The following is a 16,629-nucleotide window of genomic DNA, read 5'->3' as shown; positions in this document are numbered from 1 at the left end:
CCCGCAACACGATTTCTGGGTTAGTACACCCGTACGATGGACTTCCAAGTCCGTCGATGGCAGCGTTCTTGACCGACTTGGAGGTCGGTCGCACGGCCAACTAGAACCTGAGTGTTCAGTCTTCAGGGCTTCGACGTGTCCGGTGTGATATCGAGGCTCCAATTGTGGAGCAGTCCGAACCGTTCGCTGCGTGTTCCGACGATGACCAATTGCCAAGTTCCTTGAACGTTCTTACCGTTGAAGGAGCTGAGGCTGGGTTGGTTCTTCAGGCGGCCCTCCGGAATGAAGGTGCCTTCGAACGGTGGGCGAGCCTTGGTAATCGGGTAGCGTGCATCGTCGTCGAAACGTGTTCGGTCGAAGTGATCATCATGCCCGCCGACTCCGGTGAACAATTCGATCTTTGTCTCGTCAGGGCCGACCAGGTAAGCATCCAGTGCTTCGTCGTGCGTGTGCGTGATCGAAAGCTGAACGTTCACGTCGGCGATCACATACTCTTCTTCGATGAAAATCTCTGAAACGATCGTCTTGCGAGGTGGCAAGGCGGAGGCGGTTTCGTTGCGGTAGTTGCCGCCCATCAGCGAGGTTGATCCTGCCAGTTCGCTCTTGGTGAGCAGTCCATCGGCGTTCTGATCGTACGATTCGAACTCGGCCAAAAGCTCTGATGTCCATTCGGACGTGAATTCGGGCATCGAGATCTGTTGGTCGCCATCTGCGTCACGCTCGAAGAACCAAGGCGGCAACCCTTCCGCGTCTTGATCTTCGCGTTCTTGAACTTCGAGAAGATGGTCGTTGAGCTCGTCACGAGAGATTTCGCCATCGCGATCGAGGTCGATGCGGCCGAACGGGATCCCCATCGCAACGGTTTCGCTGGCTTCCAGTCGCCCGTTGCGGTTGGTGTCAAATCGTTCCATGACGGTGGACGCGAGGTAATATCGACGATCGCGACGCCACGAGCGTGAATCGTCTTCGCGTCCAGAACGTTCCAGTTCGCGAACCTCGCTGCCAACCCTCCGGCGTTTCCGAATCAACTCGCCTGAGGCATCGGAAAGCAGACGTCGGCGAGCGTATCGCTGGGCCAATTCAATGGTGCTCAGCCGGTTGTCTTTGTCGTAGTCTTCTTCAAATGGATCCCGGAATTTCCAGTCGGCTCGTTCCACTTCACGCCGATCGAGAAATCCGTCCCGATTGCGATCGCTGCGTGAGAGAGTGCGTTCGGCTTGGCGGTAGTCATCGGCAGTGTATTGGAACTTCATCTCGCCCAAGCCGAACTCGGGAACCATGGGGTCATCATCGAGAGCGCCAAAGGGACGCACGGTGATGTTGGTTTCGGGATCGACCTCTCGGCCGGAAACCCCGTTCTGCAAAGCGTGATAGATGCGTACCGCTTCTTGCCAACGTTCGACCGAGTTGTCTCGGTTCAGATCCATCCGCCGTGCTTCGGCGACTCGTTCCAAATAAGGACGTGAGAGCGCCGTGATTTCTTCGGGTTCGATGTCACCATCTTGATCGCGGTCGAGTCGTTCCAGCGATTCGCGAAGACCGGATTGTGCTTGGGCGACGTTGCCATCAGAGATCACAGCGCCGGTCACCATTGCCAGCGAAACAGGCAATGCGACTCGAGAAACGGTGCGACGCAGTGTCGGAATGAACTGCGAAAACAGGTTGGCGTTCCATTGAGATCGCATCATCGACCTCCTCGGTCTCGCGAACGATCGCGGGAAGAAGTGGTCGGACGGCGACTGGTCGTTGTTGAGGCGCCGAGCACTTGTTGAAGCACTTCGCCCATGACTTCATCGCTGCTGGGGATGATGACTTCGACCGCTTGTTCGCCGCGTGAATCGATTGTTTGAACAAGCGTTTCCACTTCGGCAAACAATTGTGGAGGAGCGGTGATGATCAACGAGTTGCTGGCCTCGTGAACGGCCACTGTCATCTTGGGTTCCAAGTCGCGAGCGGCTTGAGAAGCTGACTTCTTTGGTGGGTTTTTCGAGTTGCCGCGATTGTCTCCATTGCGAGCTGCGTCGCGTGCGTCGGAATCGTTGCCACCACCGGCGGCCGCGTTGGCTTTGCCGGCTCCTTCTGCCATGCGTCCGGCGTAGGCGGCCTGGACAGCTTCGGCGACGTCCGCGGCACGGGTGTGTTTCAGCTCAATGACTTGCGAGGTGCCATAGGTTTGCACGGTCGTGATGCTGCGGTCTTTATCGATGATCTTCAGGTAGTTTTCGATCAAGTCGACGTCGTCCGAGGATCCCTGCGCGATCAATCGATTCAATCGCGAATCGGAAACGATCGTGATCGAACCGAACAGCAACGTCATGGTTCCGTCGCGAGTGGTCAGGAAGCTTCCCAGGTAACTGCCGGAAGAAACCGAGGTCATCGTTCCGTTGATCAAGGTTCCGGCTTCGCCTTCTTTGGCTGCTTCACCGCCCTCAAGCAATTCCGCCAGCATTCGCAACGCGTCGTCGGGCCGAATGTGTTTCAGGTAGAACGCGATCGGTGGTGACGACGTTGGTTGCATCGATGTGCCGAGCGATCGCAAATGCTGTTCGAACTCATCGAGTGCCGAGGTGTCTTCGGATTGAAGGATCAGTCCACGTTCGGTGATTTGGCAAGTGATGGGCTCGGATCGCGAACGTGTGACCGCTGTTAGCAACCGTGCTTCGGTGGGTTCGTCGGTCAAACTTCGTTTACTGGTGAGTTCGAGAGCCTCGTGGTTGTCGCCGGGATCAGAGCTCTCAGTGGCGTCCGCTTCGTCTTCGTTCGGAACTCGCTCGAGCACGTTGGGCGTGCCTGATTCGTGACCGGGGTAAAGAATCACGGGGTTGGTTGACTGCCAGAACTTAGCGCCGGTTTCCAGCAAACGCACCGCATTTTTGCCTTTGAACGGAAGCACGCGAAGTTGATCAGCTTCGCTGGCAATGCCACCTTCTTCGAGTCCCTCGACAATGGCTTTGATTTGGTCGATCCGATGACGTTTGCCTCGAACAAAGAGGCGACGGTTGCCGGGATCAGCGTCGATGCGAGGGGTGTCCGGGTCGATGTCATCCGGGTCGGCGTACTCGTCGGGCAGGTCCAGCATTTGGTCGATCAAGCTGATTGCGTACGACGGGTCAACGGATTTCAGTTGGATGACTTCGAACTCGTCGTCGGCGGCTTGAAGTTCCTGGACCGTTTGGCTGATTTCCGCTTGGGTATCCGCTGAGGCCAGTGCCACGATCGTGCCCGCATCGTCGTCCATCGAAAGACGAACGGTTTTGCCGGACAGCAAGGTTTGCAGGACGTTGTAAACGGTTCGCACGTTGCCGCCGGGAACCATGTAAGACCGAAGCTGCATTGGCTCGTTCGAGCTGGCTTTGGCGGAGTCGGGTTGGTCGACCGCCTTGACCAAGCCTTCCAGCAATTTCACTTTGTCTTCGATGCCGGTGACGAAGATGCTGTTGCCACCCAGGTCAGCCGACAAGCTGACGTCGATGCCGATCATTTCATCGGTGGCCAGTCCCAAGTGCGGGCGAGCAACGGTCAGGACGTCGTCAGCAGTGACGTGTTGCAGTTGAAACGACTGAACGATCGTGCCGTTGTCCATTTCGTCCATCTTGAACGCGGACAGAACCCGCTGAACGCTTCTCAGTTTTGCAACGGAATCGGTGACGATCAGTTGGTTGGTTTTGTTGAGGACCGTGGGGTTGGTCATCAGGTTCAACGCTGCCAGCTCTTGGACGGCATCGTCACCATCGATCTCGCCCAAGGAGAAGATGCATTTGACAACGTCGTGAGGTTTTCGGTCAGCGAGTTGTTCCGCGTCAATGAACTCGGCCAGTGTTTCCAGTTGCTGCACGCCACGAGGATCGGTCAGGTCGATGACCGAAAGTAAGCGACCGCTGCGGACCAGTGTGAAGCCTTCGGAGATCAAGAACAGATTGACTCGGTCGATCGCTTCTTGGACGGTGAACTCACTGTTATCGGTGTAGGTGAAACTACCGGACGGCAACTCGCTGATGTGCAACGCCAAGTCGGCTTCATCGGCCAACCACTGAATGACTTCTCGCCATGGCACCCCGTTGAATGAGAACCGCAATGTCTCCGGAGTTTGTGAGGCGACCGGTGCAACCGATGCTGGTTCCGCAACGGTAGGCAATGGTGCGGCGGGACTCTCAGTCGCGACTGCCGGCGCGGACTCGGCCGTGTCGTCAGCAAAGCATTGGCTCGATATGGAAGTGCCACTGCCGATCGACATTCCACCGAGAATCGCGATCACGAGAGAAGCACGAACGCGACGTTTGCGTTGGCCGGCGACTCGACCGTGAGCTTTCGTCTCTTGACCAACGGTCGCGGTGCAAGTTGATGGGCAGCCATCCAAAGCGACCCATCGCTTTGGGAAGTTCAATGCATTGTTCATAAGGCTGGAAGCTCGGTGGCGGTCAAACCAACGGCTTTGATTCGGTGGGAGGTGGGGGCGATCAATGATTTTGCCGAGAAGGGCGATCGCCGGGGGGACTTGTAGAGTACTGAATTGTCGAATGAAGTCAATGTTTTTCGGGGTTTTCGGACTGCCGAAGACCGCCGAGATGAGATGGCTGTGTCACTCCCGCGGGGTGGTTCCGCGATGCTGGAGTGACCGTTTGTTCATGCGTTTGGCCAGGGTGCGGCGGATCGCATGCTGGTAAGAGACGCCTGGAGGACGGCCTTCCAAGGCCATCGTACGTCCTGCTGGCAAGCCGAAACGAGGTGGCGAATCTTGCCAGCGGCTCAGACGGACTGAATTTGCCGGATCAGATCGAGAATTGCTTGGGCCTGGTCGATTCCGCCGGCTTGCTTCACGAATTCTGCTCCCGCCTGTAGCGTTTCCATGCTGACAGCATCTGGCGCCGTGGCCATGGGCGGGACAGCAGGTGTGCTGGCTGGAGGAGCGACTTCGGGCGTTGCGACGGCCGGTCGTCGGCGTTTCGCCGGGGCAGCTTTCTTTGCTGCTTTCCGTTTTTCTTGCGAGCGAACGTTCCCGACGTCTTGGTATTTGATGCCGTGTTCTTCCAGTGCAGCGACGATTTCAGTGTTTCGGGCCTCAGGATGAGCCTGGATGTAGCGGCGAATTCGCTCGCTCTTGCTCATCGTCGGCTCGTCGGGCTTCGCTGACTTTTCGGTGCCATTGGCAGAAATTGGAGCGGAGTCGTCCGCGGGTGGTTCGTTGATCAAATCGGGTTGAGTCGTATCCATGAACGTTTGTTGCTGGCGATCTTCGGGCAATTTAGAACGCCCCATTAAAATCGCTCGGTTCGAATTTTGAAACCGTTCATCGGTATATAAGTGGCTTTCCCAGCCAATCCGATTGTCGGTGCCCAATCAAAATGCGGTCACACAGCGGGAAAGATCGCCGCGGCAGCAACGGTGACCACCAATGCGGAAACTCCCAAAGCGGCGCTCATCGGCGAGATCGTCCGCAACGCCTCTTTTTCGGTCATGCCGGTCATTTCCGAAATGATCCAAAACGCACTGTCGGTCATCCACGAGATCGGTTTACTTCCCGCGCCAATTGCCATCGCGAGGTAAACCGGGTGAAAGGGAAGTTCGCCACTGGTGGCGAGCGATTGCAAGATGCTGGCCGATGTGATCATCGCGATGGTCGCGGAACCTTGGATCGTTCGAATCGCAGTCGTGACCAGAAACGCCAGCGGCAACAGCCAAAGACCCGGGAAGCCTTTGGCGATGGAGCCGACCACTTCGGCAATGCCAGCGTGATAAAGCATTTTGCCCATCGCTCCACCCGCCGCAGTGATCAGGATGATCGATCCCGCGGAGGCGATGGCGGCGGACACCACTTTGCGGCGTTGATCGTTGGGGACCCAGCGAATCAATCCAAACGCGACGAGACACCCCAGTCCCAACGCCAGGTTTTTGTCGCCCAAGCGGATGATCCATCCCAGCAATTCCGATTCGGCAACGGCGTCACTTCCGTAAACCGATTTGATCGTCGAACCAAGTGCGATCAAGACCACCGGCAAGGCGATCGGGAACAGGGCGAGCCACAATGGTGGCTTGGGCGGGATTTCTGTCGTGCCGTCACCCGCCGACGCCAATCGCTGGGTTTCGGGGCGGATCTCCTCGCCGTCTTCGTCACGAAGAGGCAAGTCAACGAAGTGGTTGATCACTCTGGCAGCGGCCAACGCGATCACGCTGGTCACGCTTCCAATTCCCAGTCCGGCGATCAGCATCGCGCCGATTTCGACTTCCAAGAACGCCGCGACCTGCAGCGGTCCAGGTGTCGGTGGGATCAACGAGTGCGTGATCGATCCACCGGCCAAAATCGCGAGGATGAACAGCACGTAGTTCTTACCCGTTTTGCGTCGTAGCGACCGGGCCAGGGGCAGCATCAAGTAGAACACGGTGTCGAAGAACACTGGGATTCCCAACACAAACGAGGCCGCCGCCATCGCTTCGGGAGCACGTTCTTCCCCGGTCCAACGAAGCATGGTGTCGACGATTCGCGCCGCGGCACCGGACTGCATCAGCAGTCCGCCGATGACGCTGGCCAACGCGATCACAATTCCAATCGAGCCCGCTGTTGCACCAAACGCATCCGCCACTCGTGCCGATGCACTTTGGTCAACGAAGGCAGCGGCTTCCGCGCTGGTGAATTTGCCATCGGCGACTCGGGCGGATGCGAATGACGACAGCTGAGCCGGTGTGGTCAGCATCGCCACCATCACCGCCGTTGATAGCAACGCCAAAAACGGATGCAGTCGAAATGCGAGGATCGAGACCAGCACCATCGTCACGGCGAGCGCGACCAACCACCAAATCGTCAAGGTTTCTACTCACAGCGTGGGGAAGGGATGTGTGACGCCAGAGTCTACTCCAAGCAGGCACGCCATTGCCCGTCGATCAAACGTTCTTGGGGGACGAAACGCGATTTGTAATTCAAGTGAGGATTCGCGGCGACGTACAAACCCAAGTAGACCCAGGTGCGACCGTTGTCTTTGGCCCACTGAATTTGCTGCAGCACCGCGAACGTGCCCAAGCTGAATTTGGATGCGATCGGATCAAAGTGGGTGTACACCGCGCTGATGCTCTCTCGACCGATGTCCATGATCGAAACGCCGACCAGGTGGTCTTGATGTCGGATCTCCAGTTCAAGCGTTGGCCAACAGGTTGCGATCAAAAACGTTTCGTAGTCGGACGCGCTGATGTCACCATCGTGGGCCAGTCCTCGAACGTTGCGATGGTCGTTGTACAGTCGAACTCGATCCGCATCGACTCGCGGGGTTTGCCATCGCCATGTCAGTTCCCGCTCCGCTTTTTTGAGAACACGACGCAGCGATTTGGTCAGTGTGAAATCCGCCGCTCGCAACCGAGTTGGCTGGCACGCACTGCACTGCGGGCAATTGGTGTGATAGACGAATTGGCTGCTACGACGAAAGCCAGCGGCCAGCAGCGTGTCGGTGTCTTCGCTGCGACGCGGCGGCGTCGGGTAGTACAGCGGCATGCGGGCTGGTTCGCCATCGATGTACGGACAATCGCTGACGGCATCCTGGACCAGCATCAATTGATGACGCAGGGAAGCGGCACTTTCGGGAAATCCATCGTTCGCGGGACTCATGTCATCCAGCGTATCGGATTGCTTCGTTGATGGATAAGGCCGCTGTTTTGTTGCCAATTGGTTTCTCGAATCAAAATTCGGCGGTCGCCAATTCCTGGCTGCGAGCGGTTCCGAGTGCGCCCCAGACACCAAACGGGCTTTCCGGATGTGTGTGTGAGGTAGGCGACTCCGAGTCGGTTTGGTTGGAAGAGTTGTCATCCGCAACGTCAGCCGTTTCAGAAGCGTTCTCAGTCGCCGTCTCATTGGGTTCTGTTGTCAGAACGACCGCGGCGCTTGAGTCACCATGGTCGATCGATTCGGTGATGAACTTGACCGCGCCGTCGGCCATCAACACATGTGCGCCACCTTGATGAAAGCTGCCTGCGGAATGAATGCCCGGGTCGGTCAATTGACTTCCGACGGAACAACTCGGTGAGTTGGGCGGCAAGATGGTGTTGACGGCAGCAATCGCAGCGACGCCGTCGGCCCACCGACCGCCCCGCCCGACGCTGGCTAGTGGGACGGATGATTCGTAGAAGTTTGGGCGATCAACGTCCAACGTTTCTTTGCACCGACTGGGTGACTTGAGGATTCTCAGTGTCTGTTGGATCGCCGTTTGACCGATCACATGACCATCACCGAGGTCGTTGCCGATTTCACACATCGCGATGGTGTTGGACAAGCCATCGACGATCGTTCGGAACTTTGAAACATGCGTTCCGGCAAAGATGCCTCGTACGTTTTGTGTCGACGTGTGTTCGACATTCAACTGGTCGACTTGGTCACCGACGCAGAAGGCATAGCTTGTCAATCCAAATGGTCCGGGTGACGCTGCCGAAGAAGGACACTGCAATGTCTGAATCTGTGTGGTCCAAGGTTCGTAGGTTTCGATCCAGGGAGCCGGGCCCATGGGTGGGTACGACGATCCGTTGAACTCAGCGGGGTTGGAAATTGTGTTCCATAACTCGGGTTGCTCGATGAACGGGAACAATGCCACCAGGCCGTTGAGCCGGCGTGAGTTGCCGTCTCGCTCGGAAGGACCTTGCCGGGTTCCTCCTTGGGCAGGTGGGAAATGTTTGTGGGCGGAGTGATAGTTGTGCAGCGCGAGCCCGATCTGCTTGAAGTTGTAGCTGCAACTCATTCTTCGGGCGGCTTCGCCGGTCGTGCGCATCGCAGGCATCAACAACCCAACCAAGACACCGAGGATGATAATGACCACTAAAAGTTCAAGCAGTGTGAAGGCGTGACGTCTTGGTTTCGCGGTGTGCAGCGTCATGACATTTTCTCCCGACTTCGAAAAGGAACCATGGGACCAACCAACTGGTCCAGGCGATAAGACGGTGTGCAAAATCCGTTTCGGTACCCGTGACGATCGTGAACCCCACCACCACTCGAAGCAGCAAGGGTGAACACAGCAACAAGAAGCAACGAGTTGCCCAAAGACGATGTTGGGTCATTCGCCCAACCATCGCACTGCGGATGGCCATTGCCATCGTGACCGCTGTTGCCAATGACAACAGCGTGAAGGCTGCTTCAGCGGTTGGACCGGCCATGGCGTACTGAGCCATCACCAAACCGCTGGGGAACAGAAAAAACAGAACCACTGCGGCTTGCACTCGGCCGATAACACGGTGCCACGGTGGAATGCGTTTCCGCCGAGATCCGCTGAAGAACAACGCCGCACCTTGAACCAATGCAATTGGTCCGGCAACAATGTGGACGTAGAACGCGAACCGATACCAACCGTGGAAGTGACCTCGATGTGCGGACAAAAACACGGAGTCTTGCAGGTCGGCGGGAAAGTAACCGCGGTATGGAATCAGCAACTGAACCAAAACACTCACGCCGAGCACGATGGTCATGGCGGTTGCCACTCGCAGTAGTCGGTTCAGTCTCGCTCGATCAAGATTTGCGAACGCATCTCGATCGGAATTTTTGAAGAGTGAATGCTCGGAAGCCATCGGTTATCCTCCGGCTTGAGTCTAACCGCTCTGGAATCACCGCACCAAATGGATTGCAGCATGAATGAACCGCAAGCTTCCGAATCGACCCAGCAAACCCCGGGGAATTCATCCCAAGATGAAACTGGGGCCCAGTGGAATCAGTGTTCACCCGCGAATGCGACGGAGGGAGTTTGTCCCGTTTGTTTGGGGCGAACCTTGATTGAAATTCGCGGCAAGTTGCAGTGTGAACGCTGTCACACCATTTGCGAAACGTGCTGCGAAGGCGGCCGCATCTAAACGTTGCGAGGATGCCAGGCATCGAGTGGACAATGCGCCTAAGCAGTTAGGCAGAAATGATCGGGTTTGATCCCGTTGGCTGTTTGGCCACGGTTCCCGCGCACAACCGGGGCTAACACAAAACGGCTGATATCCCCGAAGACACTTGCGTACCTGCTCAGCGAGGTTGGCGGATGAAGTGCCGGACCGGAACTTCCGCGACTCGTTCGGCGGGACTGCTTTCGGTTGAGTGCGGAACGTTCGTTTCGTCGGACGGTTGCCGGATGAAACTTCGGGTTGAGTGTGTCAACGAATCCGTCGCCAAAGGTGTCGGCCGAAGCAGCGGGCCGGCTGAATCGATTGAAGAGTCCGATTGATCGTCCGGATAAGGTGGCAGGAGTTCTTCGAGCGGCAACGCGTCATCTGGCTCGGTCACTTCCAGAGACGAGTCGAGCAGATCACTTGGGCTAGGCAGCAAGTCTTCAGGCGAGCCGTTCTTTGGATTCGCAGGTGGAAGCAATTGCTGTGTCTTTTGTTTCAACAGTTCGTTGACTTTGTGTTCGTCGAGCAAGCGTCTTTGTTCGCTTCCGACGGGTGGGCCACCAAACGTTTGACGCGGTTCGATTTCTTCTGGATCGATCAAGTACTTCTGGTATTTCTTTTCCAGTCGCTGGTGTTCTTGATAGTCGCGAAAGCGTTGTATCTCTTCTTCGGTCAATTGATGCTTGGGAAGCAGGTCGCTTTCGGCGGACGCGTCGCTGGTCGCTTCGGCGTCTTCGGACGTTGGATCGAGTTGCGACGATGCGAGAGGATCCTCACCGGCCAAGACCGAGAACCCATGATGAGTGAAGTCATCGATGTGGTTGGAGTGCAGTTCGAATCGAGGTGACTTGGTTTGGGGATAGTGACCTTCGATCGATTCGTGATCCAGGATCGCGTCGACCGGATGAGCGCCAACTTCGGCGGCAGCTGCTTGGAAGCTGACTTCGCGAGCGTACTCGTCAAACCGATCGTAAAACGTTGGTCGAGAGGTCGCTGGTAGCAAGGTCGGACGCAACCTGCTGAAGCCGTCGCGATGGACGCTTGCCAGTGACGAGTTGGACTGGCAGGTTCCCTGACAGGTTGAGGATTGGCAGGTGCGGCACCCCATCACTTTGTCACCCAAGTTGCCAGTGCGGGCTGGGTACGAGCGAGGTGGCAGGTTGGCCATCGGCCGCATGCCGCTGCTGTGACACGTGTGGTATCCGTCGCCCCAACTGCAGCCACAAAAGCGTCCGACCCGCTCAACCATTTCGGGGAATCCAGCCGAACTGGTTCCGGTCCAACCTGGGCCGATCGATAACATGGTGCACCCGAGCGCGACGGCGAAGGTCCAACGATGTCGAAGCATGCGATCCACGCGATGGACTGCAAAAGCGGTCGTGCACGTGGCGGTTGCTTCGTGGGCGTTGGAGGCGGACGCGTCAGTGGGTTTTGAAAACCATGTCATGAAATAGGCTCAAGCGATGGCGGCGGGTCGAGACGCTAGGTCGCCAAAGCGATGCCATGCGATCACGTCGAAGCGACGTCCCTCCCAGCGATCGGCACGAGCCACCCGATCGCTTCATCCGCCAGAACAGTCGCAAGTGAATTTTGCGTCTGTTTGGTGGGTCGGAACGGTTAGCGAACTTAAGAGGTTGAGCCTCAGTTTTGTTCGTGACGGCAAAGGAAGCGAAAGCGTTCAGAACTGCAAGCTCCCATCGCCGTTAGTCATTGGTGAGCTGGTGCATGGAACGCAGTTGCAAATGTTTTGACGTCGGCTGAGGAGTCATCACGGCCAGCTTTCGGTGTGGTTGAGCAGGCGGTTGCTCAACCCGTGCGTTCAAACTGAGTGCGATTGGATTCCCTGTGTAAAATCACATGAAAAATTTAACAATAAGACATGTTGTCAATTGACGGCAGGCTAGGCTATTGGCAGTATCTGACCCGTCATTCGTGTTTTGCGGTGAATGGAGGATGTGGTTCGAGTGCTGCGTACTAGGCCTCTTCATTTCCCGAGAGCTCACAATTATCTCCCTCGTTTGAAGGTAATAAATATGTCCATGGGAAAAATCGTCTATGCGGCCGCCTTGGTCGCGTTCTGCTGCTTTTTGTCGCCTGGTTGCGGCGGTGGTGCTGAGAACTCGGTGGCGGCTCCACCCGAGAAGGTCCCGACCGCGGAGGAGTTGGCTGCTTCCTACGACGCTCAAGCCAAGGACTACCAACAGCAACAGCGAGAGATGCAGCAACGGGACTCCAGTCGTTGATTTACCCGGGAGCAGCTGCGACGCGAGTCGCGATGCTCCTGATTCTTTTCTGTTTTTGGAAGCTTTTCTGAGAGGTTCGTATGAATTCAAACTTTGCCCGCCGTAGCCGCACAGGCTTTACTTTGGTGGAGCTCCTGGTCGTGATCGCGATCATCGGTGTTCTTGTTGGTTTGCTGTTGCCGGCTGTTCAAGCAGCCCGGGAAGCAGCACGCCGTATGAGTTGCAGCAATAATTTCAAGCAAATCGGCTTGGGCCTGCACAATTATCATTCCGCGTTTGCTCAGTTTCCTCAGCAGATGGGCGGCACGTATTGCTGCACCGGTGCGGGGGCCCAAGGCGACAATTCGTATTTGCTGAGTTGGTTGGTTGGTATCCTGCCGCAAATCGAGCAGCAAGGATTGTGGGAGCAAATCAGCAACCCGCTCGCTCTAAATGGTGACGGTAGTGCCAAGACTCCTCCCTACCAAGCGATGGGACCCGTGCCATGGGATACCAATTACACCCCATGGCGAACGACCGTCGGAACGTTCCGTTGTCCCAGCGACCCAACCATCGGAACGGCGGGGCAGACGGGATTGAACAACTACTCCGCATGTGTTGGCGACTCGATTCAAACAACTCACACCGGCGGCATCAACAACGATGGCACGGTGGCGGATGCCGGAGCCAAGTCACGCCAACGCGGCGTTTTCGAGAGCCACTTCTCAACTCGATTCCGTGACATTTTGGACGGTACCTCCAACACGATCGCTTGCGGTGAAATCGTCACCGATGCGGGGAACTTGGAAATCAATTCGCAGCCCAAAATGAATCAGCGGGATCCGTTCTTCTTCGATCCCGAGTTGTGCTATCGAGACAACGTTGACCCAGCGCGTCCTCAGTTTTGGCTCGACGCCAATGAAACAGGCGGAGCTGATCAACGTCGTGGCAAACGTTGGGCGGATGGCCGTCCAATGTTCACGAGTGTGAACACAGTGCGTCCGCCTAACAAAGAAAGCTGTTTATGGGGTGGGGATGGTTCCGACGGGACCTACACCATGGGAAGTCGCCACCAAGGCGGGTGCCACATTCTGATGGCCGATGGTGCGGTGAAATTCATCACCGACAGCATCGAGGCTGGTAACCAAAACCGCGCGACGCTTCCAAAAGCGGGGCAGCCCGGCGAAAAGAGTCCCTACGGATTATGGGGTGCGTTGGGTACCAAAGCAGGAAAAGAAACGGAGTCGCTCGAATAGAGCTGACTTTGGTCTTCTGCGTTTGCAACGAATGAATGTTGCTCGGGTCAACTGCCCGAGCAACATTTTGTTTTGGATTGGGGCCAACGGTGATGAGACCGATGATGTATCGAATGATCGTGGGTCACAACGTTGCGGCACGGATCCTATTTCTGTCCACGTTCGAGGCAGAGCGGGCAAATCGGCGTCGCTTGATCCCGATGTTGCTGCTCTTCGGAATAGTGGCTCAGTCAGGGTGCGGCTCCCGTGACTCGGTAGACCGATCGGCTTCGGCCGATGGTCCGATCGCAACAAAAAGCGATGCAATGAGCGATGAGGTGCTGCAACTCGCAGCGGTGGCTCAGCCTTTGGAGGCGGAACAGCTCTCGCCTGACGAGCTTGAGGAGCGAGTCGGCGATTTAGTTCATCAGAGCCGGTTCACCGAAGCAGAAAAACTGAATCGGTCGCTGCTGCTAATGCGTCCTGAATCGCCCACCGCACTTTTCTTGGCCGCGCGGATTGCACATGGGCAACGTGAAATGGACGTTGCCATTTCGTATCTCCAGGCGATTCCACCGGATCATCCCGAGGCTGGATTGCCAGCGTTGGGGCAAATCGCGGACTGGTTGCAGGATGTTGGCCGCCTTGAGGAGGCTGAATCAACTTATCGTGAAATGCATTCCCGGTTTGGTGACTTGGTGCCCGTCCATCGTCGGCTGGCGCATTTACTGAATGCTCAAGGTCGACGCGTCGAAGCGACACGTCATGTCGAGGCGTTGATCCGACTGGGAGATGTCACCGAAAAAGAATTGCTGAGCATGACGACGCTGAGCGTTCCGTATCACGACGACGAACCGTTGTCATTGGCCCTCGTTTCGCGAACCAAGCCAAACCACGAAGCGTTGAGCTCGAAAGACTTGGCGAGAGCCAAGCAATTGCTGGTTCAGGATGAAGCCGATGAAGCTAAACATTTAGTGCGACAACTGCGGGAGGTGTTTCCGGATTCATCAAGCGTTTCTGCTTTCGAAGGACGCGTTTACGAGGCATTGCAGTCCAATGAGGATCTGGAAAAGTGGTTCGCAACACTGCCAAAGTCGATCAAGCAGGAAGCTGAGTACTGGGCTGCAATCGGGCAATGGTCGTTGCGCATGAAGCACCCCACCGCAGCCATTCGAGCTTTCGGCGAAGCGGTCCAGATCGATCCCACCGATCGAGTCGCTTACCTCCGAATGGCCGAGGCTTTGGCAATGGTTGGTGAGTTCGAAGCGGCCGAGCGGGTTTTGGAGCGAAAGAAGTGGCTGGATGAGGCTTGGCAAATGGCGATGAACGTTGGTTTGAATCGCGAAAACCGTCGGCAAGATTTAAGAACGCTTGTGGAACAACTTGAAAAACTCGGTCGACATTGGGAAGCAATCTCGTGGCGAACCATTTTGGCGTACGAAGAAGGTCGGCTGTCAGAAGCGATGCCCGAGTTGAAGCATGCGAGGCAACGGCTCATGCAGGAACCTCCGTCTCCGCCCGACTTGTTGTGCGGGATTGAATTGCGACGTTGGCCTCTTCCCAACAGCACGGCAATGTTGGCCGATGCCGCGTCGAACTTGAAAGCGACGAAACGCTCAAGCGATTCGCTCACGGCTTCCATCCCAGTTCGGATGGTGGACGTCGCGGAGAAGCTTGGCGTCAACTTTCAGTTTCGGAATCATCCCAACACCGACCCCAGCCGCCTGCGAATGAGTCAGGTCAACGGTGGTGGCATCGCAGTCGTCGACTTTGATTTGGATGGTTGGCCGGATCTGTATTTCTGTGACGCAGGAGGCCCGCCCAACGATCCTGCCGGTTCGGGAGCCAACCAGTTGTTTCGAAATCTGAATGGGCGAACAACGCACAACGTCTCGGTCGCATCGGGAAGCGATGACCGGTCGTACGCACAAGGAGCCACCACCGCCGATCTGAATCAAGATGGGTTTGTTGATTTGGTGATTGCGAACATTGGTGCCAATGTGATCTGCATCAACAACGGCGATGGGACCTTCTCATCTCAAACGATTGAAGGGTCCAATGGCTGGACCAGCAGCATCGTCTGCGGGGACCTGGATGGTGACGCTTTGCCAGAGATGGTCGAGATCAACTACATCGATGACGAAACGGCATTTGAAACGAAATGCTGGGGAGACGGTTTTGATTGTTCACCGCGAATTTTTGCTCCCGCCAAAGATCGCTTTTTGAAGCGGATGACAAACGGCGATTGGCGCGAGTGGCCACGTGTTGGCGCGGGCCTTCAAGAAGCCAACTACGCTTTCGCGGGTATCATCGCGGACTTTGATCGAAAGGCCGGGAACGACTTGTTTCTTTCCAACGATACGACAAACAACCACTTCTGGGTCAGCCAAGCAAGTGGCGATGGAACGTTGGAATTAAAGGAACAAGCCATCCTTCGCGGGTGTGCTTCTGGCGGCAATGCAGAAACGCAAGGTTGCATGGGAATCGCGGGTGGAGATTTTGACCGCGACGGATCGCTGGATTTGTTTGTGACGAATTACTATGAGCAGCCCAACAATCTATTCTTGCAGAGGACGTCTGGCTTCTTTACGGATATGGCGGCGCCATTTGGGCTGTCTGATGGCGGTCGTGAGATGGTTGGGTTTGGAACCCAGGCATCTGACCTGAACCGAGATGGATGGTTGGATTTGATAGTCGTCAATGGGCATGTGTTTGAACCCGCTCAGAACGGCACACCCGATATTCCGTTTCGTATGTTGCCCCAGTTGTTTCGTGGTGGCCCGTCCGGATTTGTGACGCAAGGAGTGTTTGAGTTTGGTGACCCATCGGTCAGTTCCTCATCTTTTTGGCGAACGCCTCGGATTGCAAGAACGCTGGTTCGTTTGGATTTCAATCGAGACGGTCGGCCTGATTTAGTTGCCAACTCGCTGGACGCTCCCATCTCCATTTTGAAAAATTGCACCGAGACCCAAAATTGGTTGCGAGTTGACTTGGTCGGCGCGGCGTCGGAACGCGACGCGGTGGGTGCGGAGGTGATTGCGGTTTGTGGTGACGAGCAATGGCACGCTTGGATGATGGACGGGACCTACATGGGAGCCAATGAGAGAACGGTTGACTTCGGGATCGGCGTACAAGAACAAATCGACCGGTTGCAAATCGAGTGGCCGTCGGGAATGAGACAATCCTTTGAAAACATCCCTGCTAATTCACATTGTTTGATTATTGAGTCGGTGAACGCGATTCATTATTTCGAAGTCGCAAATCACACAGGCGAACATCGCGGCGGTTGAGGCAACTTGGGTTCCGGCAAACTCGCATTGTGCCGGTGATTGCGTGCTTGC

12 protein-coding genes are annotated in these 16,629 nt (G+C 56.3%); 4 read left to right on the top strand and 8 right to left on the bottom strand.

Annotated elements, in window-relative coordinates:
* Positions 1 to 122: 122 nt before the first annotated feature.
* The 7 genes from CEE69_RS16585 to CEE69_RS16555 all read right to left on the bottom strand — a co-directional run bounded on the left by CEE69_RS16585 (position 123) and on the right by CEE69_RS16555 (position 9,531).
* Positions 123 to 1,688: a proprotein convertase P-domain-containing protein gene (locus CEE69_RS16585; protein WP_099261738.1), complete on the bottom strand. Its 1,566-nt coding sequence runs from the start codon at positions 1,686 to 1,688 to the stop codon at positions 123 to 125.
* Positions 1,685 to 4,396 (bottom strand): secretin N-terminal domain-containing protein, encoded by a 2,712-nt coding sequence (locus tag CEE69_RS16580; RefSeq protein WP_099261737.1) that lies wholly within the window; start codon positions 4,394 to 4,396, stop codon positions 1,685 to 1,687. Before CEE69_RS16580 ends, CEE69_RS16585 begins: the two co-directional genes overlap by 4 nt.
* Before the next feature lie 350 nt (positions 4,397 to 4,746).
* Positions 4,747 to 5,256, bottom strand: coding sequence for a hypothetical protein (locus CEE69_RS16575; protein ID WP_233215305.1), 510 nt, complete (start codon positions 5,254 to 5,256; stop codon positions 4,747 to 4,749).
* A 92-nt stretch (positions 5,257 to 5,348) separates the two neighbouring features.
* The gene (locus CEE69_RS16570; protein WP_099261736.1) at positions 5,349 to 6,800 is read right to left on the bottom strand and encodes a GntP family permease; all 1,452 of its coding nucleotides are present in this window, start codon (positions 6,798 to 6,800) and stop codon (positions 5,349 to 5,351) included.
* Between the two features lie 44 nt (positions 6,801 to 6,844).
* On the bottom strand, positions 6,845 to 7,648 hold the full coding sequence (locus CEE69_RS16565) for an arginyltransferase (protein ID WP_099261735.1): 804 nt from the start codon (positions 7,646 to 7,648) through the stop codon (positions 6,845 to 6,847).
* 13 nt (positions 7,649 to 7,661) lie between these two features.
* The gene (locus CEE69_RS16560; RefSeq protein WP_099261734.1) at positions 7,662 to 8,846 is read right to left on the bottom strand and encodes a DUF1559 domain-containing protein; all 1,185 of its coding nucleotides are present in this window, start codon (positions 8,844 to 8,846) and stop codon (positions 7,662 to 7,664) included.
* Positions 8,797 to 9,531 carry a DUF2306 domain-containing protein gene (locus tag CEE69_RS16555; RefSeq protein ID WP_099261733.1) on the bottom strand — a complete coding sequence of 245 codons (735 nt, stop codon included), beginning with the start codon at positions 9,529 to 9,531 and terminating at the stop codon, positions 8,797 to 8,799. The genes CEE69_RS16560 and CEE69_RS16555 overlap by 50 nt, the downstream gene beginning before the upstream one ends.
* A 60-nt stretch (positions 9,532 to 9,591) precedes the next feature.
* Between CEE69_RS16555 and CEE69_RS16550 the strand changes: the two genes are divergently transcribed.
* Positions 9,592 to 9,810 (top strand): hypothetical protein, encoded by a 219-nt coding sequence (locus CEE69_RS16550; RefSeq protein ID WP_233215304.1) that lies wholly within the window; start codon positions 9,592 to 9,594, stop codon positions 9,808 to 9,810.
* A gap of 157 nt (positions 9,811 to 9,967) precedes the next feature.
* On the opposite strand, the gene CEE69_RS16545 is transcribed toward CEE69_RS16550, so the two are convergent.
* Complete coding sequence (locus CEE69_RS16545) at positions 9,968 to 11,278, bottom strand: hypothetical protein (RefSeq protein ID WP_099261731.1); 1,311 nt, start codon at positions 11,276 to 11,278, stop codon at positions 9,968 to 9,970.
* Between the two features lie 592 nt (positions 11,279 to 11,870).
* On the opposite strand from CEE69_RS16545, the gene CEE69_RS16535 reads away from it, so the two are divergent.
* The 3 genes from CEE69_RS16535 (at position 11,871) to CEE69_RS16525 (ending at position 16,578) form a co-directional block, all read left to right on the top strand.
* On the top strand, positions 11,871 to 12,074 hold the full coding sequence (locus CEE69_RS16535) for a hypothetical protein (protein WP_233215303.1): 204 nt from the start codon (positions 11,871 to 11,873) through the stop codon (positions 12,072 to 12,074).
* Positions 12,075 to 12,154: 80 nt separating this feature from the next.
* Positions 12,155 to 13,309, top strand: coding sequence for a DUF1559 domain-containing protein (locus CEE69_RS16530; protein ID WP_099261729.1), 1,155 nt, complete (start codon positions 12,155 to 12,157; stop codon positions 13,307 to 13,309).
* A 200-nt stretch (positions 13,310 to 13,509) separates the two neighbouring features.
* Positions 13,510 to 16,578, top strand: coding sequence for an FG-GAP-like repeat-containing protein (locus CEE69_RS16525; protein ID WP_390179980.1), 3,069 nt, complete (start codon positions 13,510 to 13,512; stop codon positions 16,576 to 16,578).
* The last annotated feature ends 51 nt before the right edge of the window (positions 16,579 to 16,629 follow it).

The sequence above is a fragment of the Rhodopirellula bahusiensis genome, assembly GCF_002727185.1.
Lineage (GTDB): Bacteria > Planctomycetota > Planctomycetia > Pirellulales > Pirellulaceae > Rhodopirellula > Rhodopirellula bahusiensis.
The sequence above is the reverse complement of the archived record's forward strand: the minus strand, read 5'-3'. Positions and strand labels throughout refer to the sequence as shown.